The sequence below is a fragment of the Streptomyces sp. WMMC1477 genome (assembly GCF_027460245.1).
GTDB lineage: Bacteria > Actinomycetota > Actinomycetes > Streptomycetales > Streptomycetaceae > Streptomyces.
Window position 1 is genome coordinate 135,297 of record NZ_JAPZBD010000003.1, and the last position, 15,658, is coordinate 150,954.

Genomic DNA, 15,658 nt, shown 5'->3' on the forward strand with positions numbered 1-15,658 from the left:
CCCTCGCGCCCGTACAGCGGTTCGAACATCGGAAGGCGTCACGTCGCGCGGAACGTTACCGTACTGCGATCAGACAACCACTTCGACGCACTCCCCCGGCGGGCGTCCCGACACCCGCTCGGTCTCCAGGGCGCTCTGCAGGATCACGACGGCGGCGGCCTGGTCGATGCGGCCGCGGCCCTTCTTCGCGCTCACCCCGGACGCCCGCATGGACTGCGCGGCGGTGACCGTGCTCATCCGCTCGTCCACCAGCCGCACCGGGACCGGCGCGACGCGGCGTGCCGTGTCCTGGGCGAAGGCGCGCACCTTGGCCGCCGCCGGGCCCTCCTGCCCGCCGAGCGAGCGGGGCAGGCCGACCAGCACCTCCAAGGGCTCGTACTCGGCTACGAGTTCGGCCAGGCGGCGCTGGGCGACGGGGCGGTCCCGCCCGGGGACCGTCTCGACCGGGGTGGCGATGAGCCCGTCGGGGTCGCACGAGGCGACCCCGATCCGGGCGTCACCGACGTCGACGGCCAGGCGGCGGCCCCGGCGCATCAGGACCCGACCAGGCTCTCGCCGACCTGCCGCTCCACGGCGGCCAGCGCCTCGTCGACGGCGGCCGGGTTCTGGCCGCCGCCCTGGGCGATGTCCGGCTTGCCGCCACCGCCGCCGCCGAGCGTCTTGGCGGCGGTACGCACCAGGTCACCGGCCTTGAGGCCGCGCTCGCGGGCGGCCTCGTTGGTGGCGATGACCGTCAGCGGACGGCCGTTCACCACGCTGAACAGGGCGACGACGGCCGGCCGGTCGCCGGGGACGCGGCCCCGGACGTCGAGCACGAGCTTGCGCAGGTCGTCGGCGGCGGTGCCGTCGGGCACCCGGCCGGCGGCCACGGCCACTCCGCGCACGTCCCGGGCGCCCTCGGCCAGTCCGGCGGCGGCCTGGAGCACCTTCTCGGCGCGGAAGCGCTCGATCTCCTTCTCGGCGTCCTTGAGCCGGGCGAGCATGCCGGAGATCCGCTCCGGCAGTTCCTCGGGACGGCCCTTGACCAGGTCCGTGAGCTGCGAGACGACGGTGTGCTCCCGGGCGAGGAACTGGTAGGCGTCCACGCCGACGAGGGCCTCGACCCGGCGCACGCCGGAGCCGATGGAGGACTCGCCGAGCAGCTTGACCAGGCCGAGCTGGGCGGTGTTGTGCACGTGGGTGCCGCCGCACAGCTCCTTGGAGAAGTCCCCGATGGTCACGACGCGGACGCGCTCGCCGTACTTCTCGCCGAACTCCGCGATGGCGCCCTGCTTGCGGGCCTCGTCCATCGACATGACCTCGGCGGTGACGTCCAGCTCACGGGCCAGGACCTCGTTGATCTTCTGCTCGACGTCGGTCAGGACGCCGCCGGGGACGGCGGCGGGCGAACCGAAGTCGAACCGGAACCGGCCCGGGGCGTTCTCCGAGCCGGCCTGGGCGGCGGTGGGCCCGAGCGCGTCGCGCAGGGCCTGGTGGGTGAGGTGGGTGGCGCTGTGGGCGCGGGCGATGGCGCGGCGGCGCACGACGTCGATGACGCAGTGGCCGGACGAGCCGACGGTGACCTCGCCGACCTGGACGACGCCCTTGTGCACGCTGACGCCCGGCACCGGCTGCTGGACGTCGCGCACCTCGACGACGGCGCCGCCGTCGAGGCGGATGCGGCCGGTGTCGGCGAGCTGGCCGCCGCCCTCGGCGTAGAAGGGCGTGCGGTCGAGGACGACCTCCACCTCGTCGCCCTCGTGGGCGGCGGGGGCGGAGACGCCGTGGACGAGCAGGCCGACGACGGTGGCCTCACCCTCGGTGTGGCGGTAGCCGGTGAACTCGGTCGCCCCGGCGGAGTCGGCGACCTCGCGGTAGGCGGAGAGGTCGGCGTGGCCGGTCTTCTTGGCCTGGGCGTCGGCCTTGGCCCGCTCGCGCTGCTCCTGCATCAGGCGGCGGAAGCCCGACTCGTCCACGGAGAGGCCCTGTTCGGCGGCCATCTCCAGGGTGAGGTCGATGGGGAAGCCCCAGGTGTCGTGCAGGAGGAAGGCCTGGTCGCCGGAGAGGACGGTGCCGCCCTTCTGCCTGGTCTCGGTGACGGCCGTGTCGAGGATGTTGGTGCCGGCCTTCAGCGTCTTGAGGAAGGCGGCCTCCTCGGCGAGGGCCACGGTCTCGATGCGCTGGCGCTCGGTGAGCAGCTCCGGGTACTGCTTGCCCATCGTCTCGACGACGACGTCGACGAGAGCGCCGACGACCGGTTCCTGGGAACCGAGGATGCGCAGGTTGCGGATGGCGCGGCGCATGATGCGGCGCAGCACGTAGCCGCGGCCCTCGTTGCCGGGCGTGACGCCGTCGGCGATCATCATGACCGAGGTGCGCAGGTGGTCGGCGATGACCCGCAGCGAGACGTCGCTCTCGTGGGCCGCGCCGTAGCGGACGCCGGTCAGCTCGGTGGCCTTGTCGATGACGACGCGCAGGGTGTCCGTCTCGTACATGTTGTGGACGCCCTGGAGGATCATCGCCAGGCGCTCCAGGCCGAGCCCGGTGTCGATGTTCTTGGCGGGCAGGTCGCCGAGGATCTCGAAGTCGTCCTTGCCGGTGCCCTCGCCCCGCTCGAACTGCATGAAGACCAGGTTCCAGATCTCCACGTAGCGCTCGTCGTTGACGGCCGGGCCGCCCTCCCTGCCGAACTCCGGGCCGCGGTCGTAGTTGATCTCCGAGCACGGGCCGCAGGGGCCGGGCACGCCCATGGACCAGAAGTTGTCGGCCTTGCCCAGGCGCTGGATGCGCTCGGCGGGGACGCCGACGACGTCCCGCCAGATACGCTCGGCCTCGTCGTCCTCGTCGTAGACGGTGATCCACAGCTTCTCGGGGTCGAGGCCGTAGCCGCCGTCGGCGACGGAGGAGGTGAGCAGCTCCCAGGCGAGCTTGCAGGCCCCCTCCTTGAAGTAGTCCCCGAAGGAGAAGTTGCCGCACATCTGGAAGAAGGTGCCGTGCCGGGTGGTCTTGCCGACCTCCTCGATGTCCGGGGTGCGCACGCACTTCTGGACGCTCACGGCCCGGTCGTAGGGCGCCTTGACCTCGCCGAGGAAGTAGGGCTTGAAGGGCACCATGCCGGCGTTGACCAGGAGGAGCGTCGGGTCGTCCGCGATCAGCGACGCCGACGGCACGACGGTGTGCCCACGCTCCTCGAAGAAGCTCAGCCAGCGGCGGCGGATTTCAGCCGACTCCATCAGTGGTCCTCTTTTCCGGTCGTTCGGTGGGGCAGGCCGCGCTCGGCCCGCGGACGGCTCCCGGACAGCGTCCGGGGGCTGGGGGTGGCGGTGAGGTAGGTGGGCGCCGGTGCGTCGGGGTCGTCGTTGAGGCCGAGGGCCTCGTTGAGCTCGTGCTCGCGCTGCGCCATCCCCGTCCGGACGTCGGCGGCGAGCTCCCGGAGCCGGTTCCCGGTGACGACGGCCCGGTCGGCGGCGCGCACCGCCAGCGAGTCGGGCGCCAGGGTGCGCAGCTTGCGGTTGACCTTGCTGGTGGCCCAGACGCCGGCGGCTGCGCCGGCCGTGAACCAGAACGTACGGCGGAACATGGGTGGTTCAGTCCTTCCCGCCTCGGCGGATGCGGCTGCCGCGCCGGGAGCCGGGCACGCGGCGGCCGACGACCATGGTTTTGGGGGGCTCGGTCGCCGCCCCGCCCGTGCGCCCGAGCGCCCGCCGGACTCCGTAGCCGAAGGCGGCCACCTTGACCAGCGGGCCGCCGAAGGTGGTCGAGACGGTGGAGGACAGGGCGGAGGCGTTGGCGGTGACCTCCTGGACGTCGGCCGCGATGGCGTCCACCCGGTCGAGCTGGGTCTGGGCGGAGCGCACCGTGGCCGAGGCCTCGCCGAGCAGCGGCACGGCCTGTTCCGTCACGCCGGCCACGAGCTTGGTGGCCGCCTTGAGTGTCTGCGCGAGCCTCACGAGCACGACGGCGAGGAACGACACGAGGATCGCCCAGAAGACCGCCACGAGGAGGCCGGCTACCTCAGCACCGGTCACGCTGCACCGCTTCCGTCGGGTTCAAGTCCAGGTCCCGACCTTATCGCGCCGAACCGACGGCCCCGTACCGCGTTGTTGGGCGAGGCGGACGCCGTCGGATTCCGCGGAGACCCCGCCCGCCCGGCACCGGAGCGGCGAAGCTCCCCCGCACACCGTGCGGGGGAGCTTCGCACCCGGGTCAGCGGGCGTAGTACTCGACGACCAGCTGCTCGTCGCAGATGACCGGGATCTCCTTGCGGTTGGGGTCGCGGTCGAGGCGGAACGCGAGCGCCTGGAGGTTGACCTCCAGGTAGCGGGGCGTCTCGCCGTCGGGCGCGTACCCGCCCTCGCGGGCCACCTGGAACGGGTACTTGTCGCGGCTGCGCTCGCGGACCTGCACGACGTCGTCCGGGCGGACCCGGAAGGACGGCTTGTCGACCTTCCGGCCGTTGACCGCGATGTGGCCGTGCACGACCATCTGCCGGGCCTGGTAGATGGTGCGGGCGAGGCCCGCCCGCAGAACGAGCGCGTCCAGCCGGCGCTCCAGCTCGACGATGAGCGCCTCGCCCGTCTTGCTCTCGACCTTCCGAGCGCGGTCGTAGGCACGGACCATCTGGCGTTCGCTGATGTCGTACTGGGCGCGCAGGCGCTGCTTCTCCAGCAGCCGGACCTTGTAGTCACTGGTCTGCTTGCGACCGCGGCCGTGCTCGCCCGGCGGGTAGGGGCGCTGCTCGAAGTACTTGACGGCCTTCGGGGTCAGCGCGATGCCGAGCGCACGCGACTTCTTGACCTTGGGACGCGACTGGTTCACGTTGAACGGACCTCCGTGTAAATTAGGTGAGGCTTACCTTAGCGGAGGAGAACGCTGTGTTTCGACCTGGGATCCCCCTGCCCGGCACCGATGACGACGCCGCGGTGGGTCAGCCGCGTCCCGCGGAAGAAAGCGCCGGCCGGCCTGATGCCGCCGAGCGCGTACGTACCCTCGTGGAATCCAGCGTATCGGCAGTCCTGGCCATTCCCGGAGCCGAGCCCGGCGGACTCGGCTCGACGCTGCCCCTGGCCCGGGCCGTCACGCCCGACGGCGACGTGGTCGTGCTGGTCGGAGCGGAGTCCTCGGCCGCACGGGCCGCCGCCTACGCCCATCACGACGACGTCGTCGCCGTGATGGACATCACGGACGTCGCCCCCGTCGCCGTCCCGCAGCGGGTCCGCGGCCACGCCCAGATCGGCGGCTGGCTCACCACGATCCGCGGCGACGAGGAGCTCGCCCTCGCGAGCGCGCTGCTGGCCGATCGGCTGCCGCCCGAGCCGCCGGGCGGCGCGCCGGAGCGCGTGGCGCTGCGGCTGGAGTTCGGTGAGGCCGTCGTGGAGGACCTCTGGGGCGAGGGGCTCGTCGAGCCCGAGGAGTTCGCCGCCGCCCGGCCCGACCCGCTGGCCCGGCACGAGGCGGACCTGCTCCAGCACCTCGCGGCCGCCCACGAGGAGCGCGTGCACGGCCTCTGCGCCCTGCTCGGCGAGCGCGGCGCGGGCTGCGCCGCCGCGGCCCTGCGCGCCGTTCCCCTCGCCCTGGACCGGTTCGGCCTGCGCGTGCGCTACTGCGCCCCGGTGGGCGGCCACGCCGAGCCCTTCGACGTGCACTTCCCGTTTCCGGACCCGGTCGCCGACGTCGCGGGGCTGCGGCGCGCCATGCACCGCCTCTTCGACGCCGCCGAGGAGGGCTGAACCGCTCCGGGGCCCCGCCTGCGCGCGCTGGGGAAGTCTGCGCCCGGAGCGCGGGGACGGGCAGCGCGGCCCTCGGCACCGGCCCCTGCCCCTACGGGGCGGAGTCCTGCTCGCCGCGCAGCCGGGCCCGGACCCGCTCGGCGACGTCCGCGTAGCGGGCCTCCGCACCGTAGCGCGTCGGCTCGTAGTACCGCGCCCCGTGCACGCCGTCGGGTGCGTACTGCTGGGCCGCGATACCGCCCGGCAGGTCGTGCGGGTACTGGTAGCCGGCGCCGTGCCCCAGCTTCTTCGCCCCGCCGTAGTGGCTGTCCCGCAGATGCGCGGGGACGGGCCCGGCCCTGCCCGCCCGGACGTCGGCCAGCGCGGCGTCGATCGCGGTGTAGGCGGCGTTGGACTTGGGGGCGAGCGCGAGGGCGATCGTCGCCTGGCCGAGGGTGATCCGGGCCTCGGGGAAGCCGATCATCGCGACCGCCTGGGCGGCGGCCACGGCCGTCTGGAGGGCCGTGGGATCGGCGAGCCCGATGTCCTCGCTGGCGGAGATCATCAGCCGCCGCGCGATGAACCGCGGGTCCTCACCGGCCTCGATCATGCGGGCCAGGTAGTGCAGCGCCGCGTCGACGTCCGAGCCGCGGATCGACTTGATGAGGGCGCTGGTCACATCGTAGTGCTGGTCCCCGTCGCGGTCGTACGTCACCGCCACCCGGTCGACCGCCTCCTCCAGCGTGGCCAGGGTGACGGCCGACTCGCCCTTGGCCAGCGCGGCACCGGCGCCGGCCTCCAGGGCGGTCAGCGCCCTGCGGGCGTCGCCCTGCGCGATGCGCAGCAGATGGGCCTCGGTGTCCTCGGGCAGGGTGACGGAGGCCGCGAGCCCGCGCTCGTCCGCGACGGACCGCCGCAGGAGGCCGCGCAGGTCGTCGTCGGTCAGCGGCTCGAGCGTCAGCAGCAGCGAGCGGGACAGCAGCGGGGAGATCACCGAGAAGTACGGGTTCTCCGTGGTCGCGGCGATGAGCGTGACCCAGCGGTTCTCCACGGCGGGCAGCAGGGAGTCCTGCTGGGCCTTGGAGAAGCGGTGGATCTCGTCGAGGAAGAGCACGGTGTCCTTGCCGTAGGCACCGGACGAGCGGCGGGCGCCGTCGATGACGGCCCGCACCTCCTTGACCCCGGCCGTGATGGCGGACAGCTCCACGAAGCGCTTGTCCGTGGCCCGGCTGACGACGTACGCCAGCGTCGTCTTCCCCGTGCCCGGCGGGCCCCACAGCAGCACCGACGACGCCCCGGCCGGGCCGCCGTCGCCCTCCCCCACCAGCCTGCGCAGCGGCGAGCCGCGGCGCAGGAGATGCCGCTGGCCCACCACCTCGTCCAGGGTGCGCGGACGCATCCGCACGGCGAGCGGACTCGCGGCGGGGTCCTTGGACTGGCGTTCCTCGGCGGCGGCGGTGAACAGGTCGGGCTCCACGGCCGCAACCCTAGGTCACGCCACTGACAGCGCCCACACGGCGGGCGCCGCGTTCAGCCGACCCAGAAGTACCACCAGCGGGTCAGGATCAGCATGCCGATGATTCCCACGTGGGCCACGGGGAACAGCCAGTGGAACTCCAGGAACAGCTTGCGCAGCCCCTCCGGGGCCGGGACGAGCCGGTGCCTGAGGTTGAACCAGAGCGTGTACCAGAACATCGTCAGCGTCGCGACCCAGGCGAGGGTGCACCACAGGCACAGCGCGTTGATGTTGTACAGCGACTGGTACATCAACCAGGTGCAGAAGGACACCCCGAAGAACGTGCCACCCAGCATGCTGCGCCAGAACCAGGGCCGGTAGCGCGCCCCGGCCAGCAGCCCGGCCCCGATCGCGATGACCACCCCGTAGGTGACCAGGCCCAGCATCGGGTTCGGGAAACCGAACGCCTCGGCCTGGTCGCTCTCCATGACGTCGCCGCAGGAGACGATGGGGTTGAGGCTGCAGGCGGGGGTGTATTCCTCCCCGTCGATCTTCGCCTGCAGAAGGTTGAACTTGTCGTTCGTGATGACCCAGGCCGCGAGCAGTCCCGCGAAGCCGGTGACGACGAGCATCCAGGCGAAGGCCCGGCTCGCGGCCAGCGTGAGCGGCGACCGCTCCGCGTCATCGGTGGCTTCCGTACCGTCGGCGGAGGGTGCCGTGTGGGTCATCATCGCGCTCGTCGTCCCATCGTCCGGGTCTGCTGGTCCATTGTGGCCCAACGAGTCAGGGGTCAGCTCAGTTTCGCCCGGACGTCCTCGACGACGGAAGACAGCGGCACGGGTGACTGCTCACCGCTGTCGAGATCCTTGACCTGGACGACGCCCTCGGCGAGGTCCCGCTCGCCCAGCACCAGGGCGTAGCGGGCGCCGGACCGGCCGGCGGACTTCATGGCGTTCTTGAGCCCCTTGCCACCGTAGGCGAAGTCCGCGGCGACCCCGGAGCGGCGCAGCTCGGTGAGCACGCCGAACAGCACGCGGCGTGCCTCCTCGCCCACGGGCACGACGTAGACGTCCGTCGACGACGGGGTGTCCAGCTCGACGCCCTCGGCCCGCAGGGCCAGCACCGTGCGGTCCACGCCGAGTGCCCAGCCCACCGAGGGGAGGGCGGGGCCGCCGATCATCTCGGAGAGCCCGTCGTACCGCCCGCCGCCGCCGATCGCCGACTGCGCGCCGAGGCCGTCGTGCACGAACTCGAAGGTGGTCCGCGTGTAGTAGTCCAGGCCGCGCACGAGCTTCGGGTCGTCCTCGAAGGCCACGCCCGCGGCCGTCAGGAGCTCCCGAACCTGCTCGTGGTAGGACTTGCAGCCCTCGCACAGGTGGTCGCGCATGAGCGGCGCCCCGACGAGCTGCCGCTGCACGGCCTCCCGTTTGTCGTCGAGCACCCGCAGCGGGTTGATCTCGATGCGCTCGCGGGTGGCCTCGTCCAGGTCGAGGGCGCGCAGGAAGTCCTGCAGCGCGGCACGGTAGCGGGGACGGCACTCGGCGTCGCCCAGGGAGTTGAGCAGCAGCCGGAAGCCGCTGAGCCCCAGCGAGCGGTAGGCGTCCACGGCCAGGATGATCAGCTCGGCGTCCAGCGCCGGGTCCTCGGCGCCCAGCGCCTCGGCCCCGACCTGCGAGAAGTGCCGGTAGCGGCCCGCCTGCGGGCGCTCGTAGCGGTAGTAGGAGCCGGAGTACCACAGCTTCACCGGCAGCGCCCCGCGGTGCAGGTTCGCCTGGAGGGCCGCCCGCAGCACGGAGGCGGTGCCCTCGGGGCGCAGGGCCAGCTCGTCGCCGCCCTTGGTGGTGAGCGTGTACATCTCCTTGGTGACGATGTCGGTGGAGGCTCCGACACCGCGGGCGAACAGCTCCACCTGCTCGAAGCCCGGCGTCTCGACGTACCCGTACCCGGCGCGCCGCAGCGGCGCGGAGATCGCCTCGCGGACGGCGAGGAAGTCGGCCGAGTCCGGCGGGATCAGGTCGTAGGTGCCCTTGGGGGCGGCAAAGGTGCTCACGGAATTCTTCGTCACATTCCTCGTCGTGGAGCGATGAAGCCATCGGCTCCGCGGCCGGCGGCGACCTCCCGCAGGAACGGGTTGGCGGCACGCTCACGGCCGACCGTGGTCTGGGGGCCGTGCCCGGACAGGACCACCGTCGAGTCGTCCAGCGGCAGGCAGACGCGAGCCAGCGACCGCAGGATCTCGGCGGGGTCCCCACCGGGCAGATCGGTGCGTCCGACGGAGCCGGCGAACAGCAGGTCGCCCGAGAACAGCACCGGCGGGATGTCGGCCTGTTCCGGCAGCGAGAAGGTCACCGACCCCCGGGTATGGCCGGGAGCGTGCGAGACGGTCAGCTCCAGGCCCGCCAGCGGCAGCCTGGCGCCGTCGGTCAGCTCGTGCACGTCGTCCGGCTCGCCGACGGTCAGGTCGCCCAGGAGCTGCTGGCCGATGGCCCGTCCGAGGCCCTTCTCCGGGTCGCTCATCATGTAGCGGTCGTCCGGGTGGATCCAGGCGGGGACGTCGTGCGCGCCGCACACGGGGACGACGGAGGCGACGTGGTCGAGGTGCCCGTGGGTCAGGACGACGGCGACCGGCTTGAGCCGGTGCTTGGCGAGGGTCTCCTCGACGCCCTGGGTGGCCTGGTGGCCCGGGTCGATGATCACGCACTCCTCACCGGCGGCGGGGGCGACCAGATAGCAGTTGGTCCCCCAGGCCCCGGCGGGGAACCCGGCAATGAGCACGATCGTCCTTCAGTCGTCCGGCGGTGGTGAGGTGTCCGACCAGAGCCTACCGGCGCGGCCGGTCCCGTCGCGAACCCGTATACGGTACGGGGCACGTCACAGCAGCAGCAGGCAGCCGCACCGAGGCGGTGCGGGCCGGAGGAGGAGACGGTGGTCACCAAGGAGCAGCGGCGCAAGCAGCTCGCGCGGCAGAAGCGACTGCGTCAGCAGCAGCGGCACGAGGACGCCCGCCGCAGGGCCCGGCTGCGCAACGGGATCATCGCCGCCGGCCTGGTGGCCGCGCTCGGCGCGGGCGGGGTGGCCGCCGCGGCCGGCGCCTTCGAGGGCGACGCGGACACGGACAAGCCCACCGAGGACACCGCCCAGCAGGCCCCCGACCCCTGCGCCGAGCCCGCGAAGGGCGAGCCGGGCGACAAGCGGTGGGAGAAGGAGCCGGAGATGGCGATCGACACCTCGGCCTCCTACACCATGAGCCTGGCCACCACCTGCGGCGACATCGAGATCGCCCTGGACGCCGAGAAAGCGCCGCACACGGTCAACTCCTTCAACTTCCTCGCCGGCGAGGGCTACTTCGACCACACGCCCTGCCACCGCCTCGTCGACCAGGGCATCTTCGTGCTCCAGTGCGGCGACCCGACGGGCACCGGCAAGGGCGGGCCCGGCTACACCCTTCCCGACGAGAACCTGAAGGACCCGGCGGTCCAGGACGGCGTCTACCCCGCGGGCACGGTCGCCATGGCCAACACCTACAACGCCCAGCTCGACGAGGGCCGGGACACCGGCGGCAGTCAGTTCTTCCTCGTCTACGAGGACAGCGAGCTGCCGCCGGACTACACGCCGTTCGGGCAGATCACCCAGGGGATGGACGTCCTGAGGAAGATCGCCGACGCGGGCTCCACGGCGGACCCGCAGATCCAGGCCACCGTCCCCAACGCCACGGTCGTGATCGACAAGGCCACGGTCACCGGGAAGTAGCCGTCGCCCCCCAAGGCTCCCCTTCGGGCGGCGTCGCTCCGGTGGGTTCCCCGCACCACGGACGCAGAATCCGCCCCCGGTTCGCGGACAGGGCGGGCGCCGGTCGCCTATGTTGGCGTTGTGCAGGGTGCCTGCTCCGGCCAGGTGACCAGCACGGTGAACATCGGATGCCGGACGAAACCGTGGACGATGCCGGGGGCGCGTGGTGCCCCACCGGTGTCATGTGGAGGAGGCGCTGTGAGCAGCGACCCGTGGGGCCGCGTCGATGAGACGGGGACCGTTTACGTGCGGACGGCCGACGGCGAGCAGGTCGTGGGATCGTGGCAGGCCGGCTCCCCGGAGGAGGCCCTCGAGTACTTCAAGCGGAAGTACGAGGGGCTGGTCGTCGAGGTGGGCCTCCTGGAACGACGAGTGAAGACCACCGATCTGTCCACCAAGGACGCCATGACCGCGATCGAGCACCTGCGGGAGCAGGTGGACGCGCACCACGCGGTCGGCGATCTGGACGCGCTGCGCAAGCGCCTGGACGAGCTGACCACCCGGGTGGAAGCTCGCAAGGAGGAGCGCAAGGCGCAGAAGGCCAGGCAGGCCGAGGAGGCGCGGCGGGCCAAGGAGGAGCTGGTCGCCGAGGCCGAGGAGCTGGCCCGCAGCGACCAGTGGCGGGCCGCGGGCGAGCGGCTGCGCGGCCTGGTGGACACCTGGAAGGGGCTGCCGCGACTGGACCGCAAGTCGGATGACGAGCTGTGGCACCGCTTCTCGCACGCCCGCTCGGCGTTCTCCAAGCGGCGCAAGGCGCACTTCGCCGCGCTGGACGCCCAGCGGGAGGAGGCCAGGCAGCGCAAGGAGAAGCTCGTCTCCGAGGCGCAGGCGCTGTCCGGCTCGACGGACTGGGGCGCGACGGCGGCCCGCTACCGGGAGCTCATGCAGGACTGGAAGGCGGCCGGCCGGGCGCAGCGGGAGCACGAGGAGGACCTGTGGCAGCGGTTCCGCGCCGCCCAGGACGTGTTCTTCCAGGCCCGCAGCGAGGTGTTCGCCGAGCGCGACGCCGAGCAGCGGGAGAACCTGGCGCGCAAGGAGGAGCTGGTCGCCGAGGCGGAGAAGCTGCTGCCGGTGACCGACCTCAAGGCGGCGCGGTCGGCGTTTAGGTCCGTCAACGAGCGGTGGGACGCGATCGGGCACGTGCCCCGGGACGCGCGCTCCCGCGTCGAGGGCCGGATGCGCACGGTGGAGCAGGCGATCCAGCAGGCCGAGGAGGCCGAGTGGCGCCGCACGAACCCGGAGGTCCGGGCCCGGGCCGCCGGGCTGACGGGTCAGCTGCAGGACGCCGTGGACAAGCTGCGCGCCGACATCGAGGCGGCCCGCGCCGCGGGCAACGCCGCGAAGGCGGAGAAGCTGGAGAAGGAGCTGGCGGGTCGCAAAGCCCTGCTCGACCAGGCCCTCAAGGGCATGGAGGAACTCGGCGGCTGACGGTCGGCGCCGGTCGGGCGCCCGGAGCACGGTGGGCTTCGGCCCACCCCCGCTCCGGGCGCCCGGCCGTTTCCGGGCGCCCGGAGCGCGGCGTCGGGGGCCCGGGGGCGTCGGGGCCTACGGCCGACGGGCCGAGGTGACGCGGTAGACGTCGTAGACGCCCTCCACGCCGCGGACGGCCTTGAGTACGTGGCCCAGGTGCTTCGGGTCGCCCATCTCGAAGGTGAAGCGGGACGTCGCCACCCGGTCGCGGGACGTCTGCACGGCCGCGGACAGGATGTTGACGTGCTGGTCCGACAGCACGCGGGTGACGTCGGACAGCAGCCGGGAGCGGTCGAGCGCCTCCACCTGGATCGCGACGAGGAAGACCGAGGACTGGGTGGGCGCCCACTCCACCTCCAGCATGCGCTCCGGCTCCCGGGAGAGGGCGTCCACGTTGACGCAGTCGGCGCGGTGGACGGAGACGCCGCTGCCGCGGGTGACGAAGCCGATGATCGGATCGCCGGGGACCGGGGTGCAGCACCGGGCGAGCTTGACCCACACGTCGTCGGTGCCTTTGACGATGACGCCCGGGTCGGCGCTGCTGCGGCGCTTGGTGCGGCGGCGCATCGGCGGTTCGGTCTCGGCGATGTCCTCGTTGGCGGCCTCCTCGCCGCCGAGGGCCTGCACGAGCTTCTGCACGACGTTCTGCGCGGTGACGTGGCCCTCGCCGATGGCCGCGTAGAGCGAGGAGATGTCGGGGTAGCGCATCTCGTGGGCGAGGGTGACCAGCGAGTCCCCGGTGAGGATGCGCTGGATCGGCAGGTTCTGCTTGCGCATCTGCCGGACGATGGCGTCCTTGCCGTGCTCGATGGCCTCGTCGCGGCGTTCCTTGGAGAACCAGGCGCGGATCTTGTTGCGGGCCCGCGGTGACTTGACGAAGCTCAGCCAGTCCCGCGAGGGGCCGGCGCCGGGCGCCTTGGAGGTGAAGATCTCCACGGTGTCGCCGTGGTCGAGCGTCGACTCCAGCGGGACGAGTCGCCCGGCCACCCGGGCGCCGATGGTGCGGTGGCCGACCTCGGTGTGCACGGCGTAGGCGAAGTCGACGGGGGTGGCGCCGGCGGGCAGCGCTATGACGTCGCCCTTGGGTGTGAAGACGAAGACCTCGTTGCGGGACAGGTCGAAGCGCAGGGACTCCAGGAACTCCCCCGGGTCCTCCGTCTCCTTCTGCCAGTCCAGGAGCTGCCGCAGCCAGGCCATGTCGTTGACGGCTTCCTTGCCGCCGCCCTTGCCGCGTCCCGCGGCGTCGCTGCGGACCTTGGAGGCGCCGGCCACGGCCTCCTGCTTGTACTTCCAGTGCGCCGCGATGCCGTACTCGGCACGGCGGTGCATGTCGTAGGTGCGGATCTGCAGCTCGACCGGCTTGCCGCCGGGCCCGATGACCGTCGTGTGCAGCGACTGGTACATGTTGAACTTGGGCATCGCGATGTAGTCCTTGAACCGCCCGGGCACCGGGTTCCACCGCGCGTGCACGGTGCCCAGGGCCGCGTAGCAGTCGCGGACGGTGTCCACGAGGACGCGGATGCCCACCAGGTCGTAGATCTCGGCGAAGTCGCGGCCCCGCACGATCATCTTCTGGTAGACGCTGTAGTAGTGCTTGGGCCGCCCGGTGACGGTGGCCTTGATGCGCGCGCCGCGCAGGTCGCCCTGCACCTCGTCGACGACGGTGGCCAGGTACTCGTCCCGCTTGGGGGCGCGTTCGGCGACGAGCCGCACGATCTCGTCGTACATCTTGGGGTAGAGGATCGCGAAGGCGAGGTCTTCCAGTTCCCACTTGATCGTGTTCATGCCCAGCCGGTGGGCCAGCGGCGCGTAGATCTCCAGCGTCTCGCGGGCCTTCTGCTCCTGCTTCTCGCGGCGCAGGAAGCGCATGGTGCGCATGTTGTGCAGCCGGTCGGCGAGCTTGATGACCAGGACACGCGGGTCCTTGGCCATGGCGACGACCATCTTGCGGACCGTCTCGGCCTGCGCGGCCTCGCCGAACTTGACCTTGTCCAGCTTGGTGACGCCGTCGACGAGCAGGGCCACCTGGTCGCCGAAGTCCCGGCGGAGGGTGTCCAGGCCGTACTCGGTGTCCTCGACGGTGTCGTGCAGAAGGCCCGCCATGAGTGTCGCCGGGTCCATGCCCAGCTCGGCGAGGATCGTGGTCACGGCGAGCGGGTGGGTGATGTACGGGTCGCCGCTCTTGCGCTTCTGGCCGCGGTGCCAGCGCTCGGCCACCTGGTAGGCGCGCTCGAGCTGGCGCAGCGTGGCCGTTTCGGCCTTGGGGTCGTTGCCGCGCACGATGCGCAGCAGGGGCTCCAGCACCGGGTGGTAGGGGCTGGAGCGCTGCACACCGAGCCGGGCCAGCCGGGCCCGCACGCGGTTGGACGAGCCGTAGCGCCCGGAGACGCCGGAGATGGCCCGCGTGGGCGTCGCGCCGCCGCGGACGGCGGCCGCGGAACCGGACCGGTCGCCCTTCGGCGGGGCGGGCCGCGCGGCAGGCCCGGCCTCCGCGCCGCGGGCGGTCGGGGCAGCCCCTTCCGCCCGCGGCGCGGAACCGGTGTCCGGTCGCGCCGGGGCGCCCATGTCCTCTCGCTCGGCGGCGGTCAGTCGCTGGGCCTCGTCTGGCAAGAGCTCTCCTTGGACGGTCCGGCCGGGAAACGGCTGGACTGCCATGGTATCGAGCCCCGCGAGGGAGAGCCGCGCTAGACCGTGACGAGGGCGTCCAACGGGGCTCCGGCCAGGGCCGTCTCGACACGCGGACGGCCCGCGAGGAAGCCGAGCTCCATCAGCACGCCCATGCCGGCCACCTCGGCGCCGGAGCGCCGGACGAGGTGGACGCCGGCCTCGGCGGTGCCCCCGGTGGCCAGGACGTCGTCGATGATGAGCACCCGGTCGCCGTCACGGAGGTCCTCCGCGTGGATCTCGATCTCGGCGCTGCCGTACTCGAGGTCGTAGGCCTGCCCCAGGGTGGCCCCGGGGAGCTTCCCGGCCTTGCGGACGGGCACGAAGCCCACCCCGGCCCGGACGGCCACCGGGGCACCGAGGATGAAGCCGCGTGCCTCCAGCCCGACGATCTTCGTCGCCCCCAGCTCCGCGCACCGCTCGGCCAGGGCCTCGGTGAGGGCGGCGAAGGCCACCGGGTCCGCCAGCAGCGGGGTGATGTCCTTGAAGACGACCCCCGGCTTGGGGTGGTCGGCCACGTCCCGGATACGGCTCAGCAGCAGGCCGGTCAGATCCTCGGTGCGCTGGGGCGGCACCGGGCCGGTCACGCCGG

Annotated in this window: 14 protein-coding genes; 3 read left to right on the top strand and 11 right to left on the bottom strand. The window is 72.5% G+C overall.

Annotation, left to right across the window (positions count from 1 at the left end):
- Positions 1-69: 69 nt before the first annotated feature.
- The 5 genes from ruvX to rpsD all read right to left on the bottom strand — a co-directional run bounded on the left by ruvX (position 70) and on the right by rpsD (position 4,797).
- Complete coding sequence (ruvX, locus tag O7609_RS01030) at positions 70-534, bottom strand: Holliday junction resolvase RuvX (RefSeq protein WP_269733019.1); 465 nt, start codon at positions 532-534, stop codon at positions 70-72.
- On the bottom strand, positions 534-3,212 hold the full coding sequence (gene alaS, locus O7609_RS01035; RefSeq protein ID WP_269733020.1) for an alanine--tRNA ligase: 2,679 nt from the start codon (positions 3,210-3,212) through the stop codon (positions 534-536). The genes ruvX and alaS overlap by 1 nt, the downstream gene beginning before the upstream one ends.
- Positions 3,212-3,559, bottom strand: coding sequence for a DUF6167 family protein (locus O7609_RS01040; RefSeq protein WP_219090021.1), 348 nt, complete (start codon positions 3,557-3,559; stop codon positions 3,212-3,214). The genes alaS and O7609_RS01040 overlap by 1 nt, the downstream gene beginning before the upstream one ends.
- A gap of 7 nt (positions 3,560-3,566) precedes the next feature.
- Positions 3,567-4,007: a DUF948 domain-containing protein gene (locus O7609_RS01045; RefSeq protein ID WP_269733021.1), complete on the bottom strand. Its 441-nt coding sequence runs from the start codon at positions 4,005-4,007 to the stop codon at positions 3,567-3,569.
- Positions 4,008-4,185: 178 nt separating this feature from the next.
- A complete protein-coding gene (rpsD, locus tag O7609_RS01050; protein WP_269733022.1) occupies positions 4,186-4,797 on the bottom strand; it encodes a 30S ribosomal protein S4 in 612 nt (203 codons plus the stop codon).
- A 173-nt stretch (positions 4,798-4,970) separates the two neighbouring features.
- Here rpsD and O7609_RS01055 point away from each other — a divergent pair, with 173 nt between their 5' ends.
- Complete coding sequence (locus tag O7609_RS01055; protein WP_269733023.1) at positions 4,971-5,708, top strand: DUF2470 domain-containing protein; 738 nt, start codon at positions 4,971-4,973, stop codon at positions 5,706-5,708.
- Between the two features lie 91 nt (positions 5,709-5,799).
- Here O7609_RS01055 and O7609_RS01060 read toward each other — a convergent pair whose 3' ends face one another.
- The 4 genes from O7609_RS01060 to O7609_RS01075 are packed head-to-tail and all read right to left on the bottom strand — an operon-like array spanning position 5,800 to position 9,918.
- Entirely contained in the window at positions 5,800-7,164 is a 1,365-nt protein-coding gene (locus tag O7609_RS01060) for a replication-associated recombination protein A (protein ID WP_269733024.1), read from the bottom strand.
- 53 nt (positions 7,165-7,217) lie between these two features.
- Complete coding sequence (locus O7609_RS01065; protein WP_443071987.1) at positions 7,218-7,874, bottom strand: vitamin K epoxide reductase family protein; 657 nt, start codon at positions 7,872-7,874, stop codon at positions 7,218-7,220.
- A gap of 59 nt (positions 7,875-7,933) precedes the next feature.
- Entirely contained in the window at positions 7,934-9,193 is a 1,260-nt protein-coding gene (gene hisS, locus O7609_RS01070) for a histidine--tRNA ligase (RefSeq protein WP_269733026.1), read from the bottom strand.
- Between the two features lie 11 nt (positions 9,194-9,204).
- Positions 9,205-9,918, bottom strand: coding sequence for an MBL fold metallo-hydrolase (locus O7609_RS01075; RefSeq protein ID WP_269733027.1), 714 nt, complete (start codon positions 9,916-9,918; stop codon positions 9,205-9,207).
- A 150-nt stretch (positions 9,919-10,068) separates the two neighbouring features.
- On the opposite strand from O7609_RS01075, the gene O7609_RS01080 reads away from it, so the two are divergent.
- Together O7609_RS01080 and O7609_RS01085 are read left to right on the top strand one after the other, a co-directional pair.
- Positions 10,069-10,893, top strand: coding sequence for a peptidylprolyl isomerase (locus O7609_RS01080; RefSeq protein ID WP_269733028.1), 825 nt, complete (start codon positions 10,069-10,071; stop codon positions 10,891-10,893).
- Positions 10,894-11,130: 237 nt separating this feature from the next.
- Complete coding sequence (locus O7609_RS01085) at positions 11,131-12,360, top strand: DUF349 domain-containing protein (RefSeq protein WP_269733029.1); 1,230 nt, start codon at positions 11,131-11,133, stop codon at positions 12,358-12,360.
- A 117-nt stretch (positions 12,361-12,477) separates the two neighbouring features.
- On the opposite strand, the gene O7609_RS01090 is transcribed toward O7609_RS01085, so the two are convergent.
- Both O7609_RS01090 and O7609_RS01095 read right to left on the bottom strand, forming a co-directional pair.
- A complete protein-coding gene (locus tag O7609_RS01090; RefSeq protein ID WP_269742930.1) occupies positions 12,478-15,012 on the bottom strand; it encodes a RelA/SpoT family protein in 2,535 nt (844 codons plus the stop codon).
- A gap of 74 nt (positions 15,013-15,086) precedes the next feature.
- Complete coding sequence (locus O7609_RS01095; protein ID WP_269736962.1) at positions 15,087-15,653, bottom strand: adenine phosphoribosyltransferase; 567 nt, start codon at positions 15,651-15,653, stop codon at positions 15,087-15,089.
- Between the last annotated feature and the right edge of the window lie 5 nt (positions 15,654-15,658).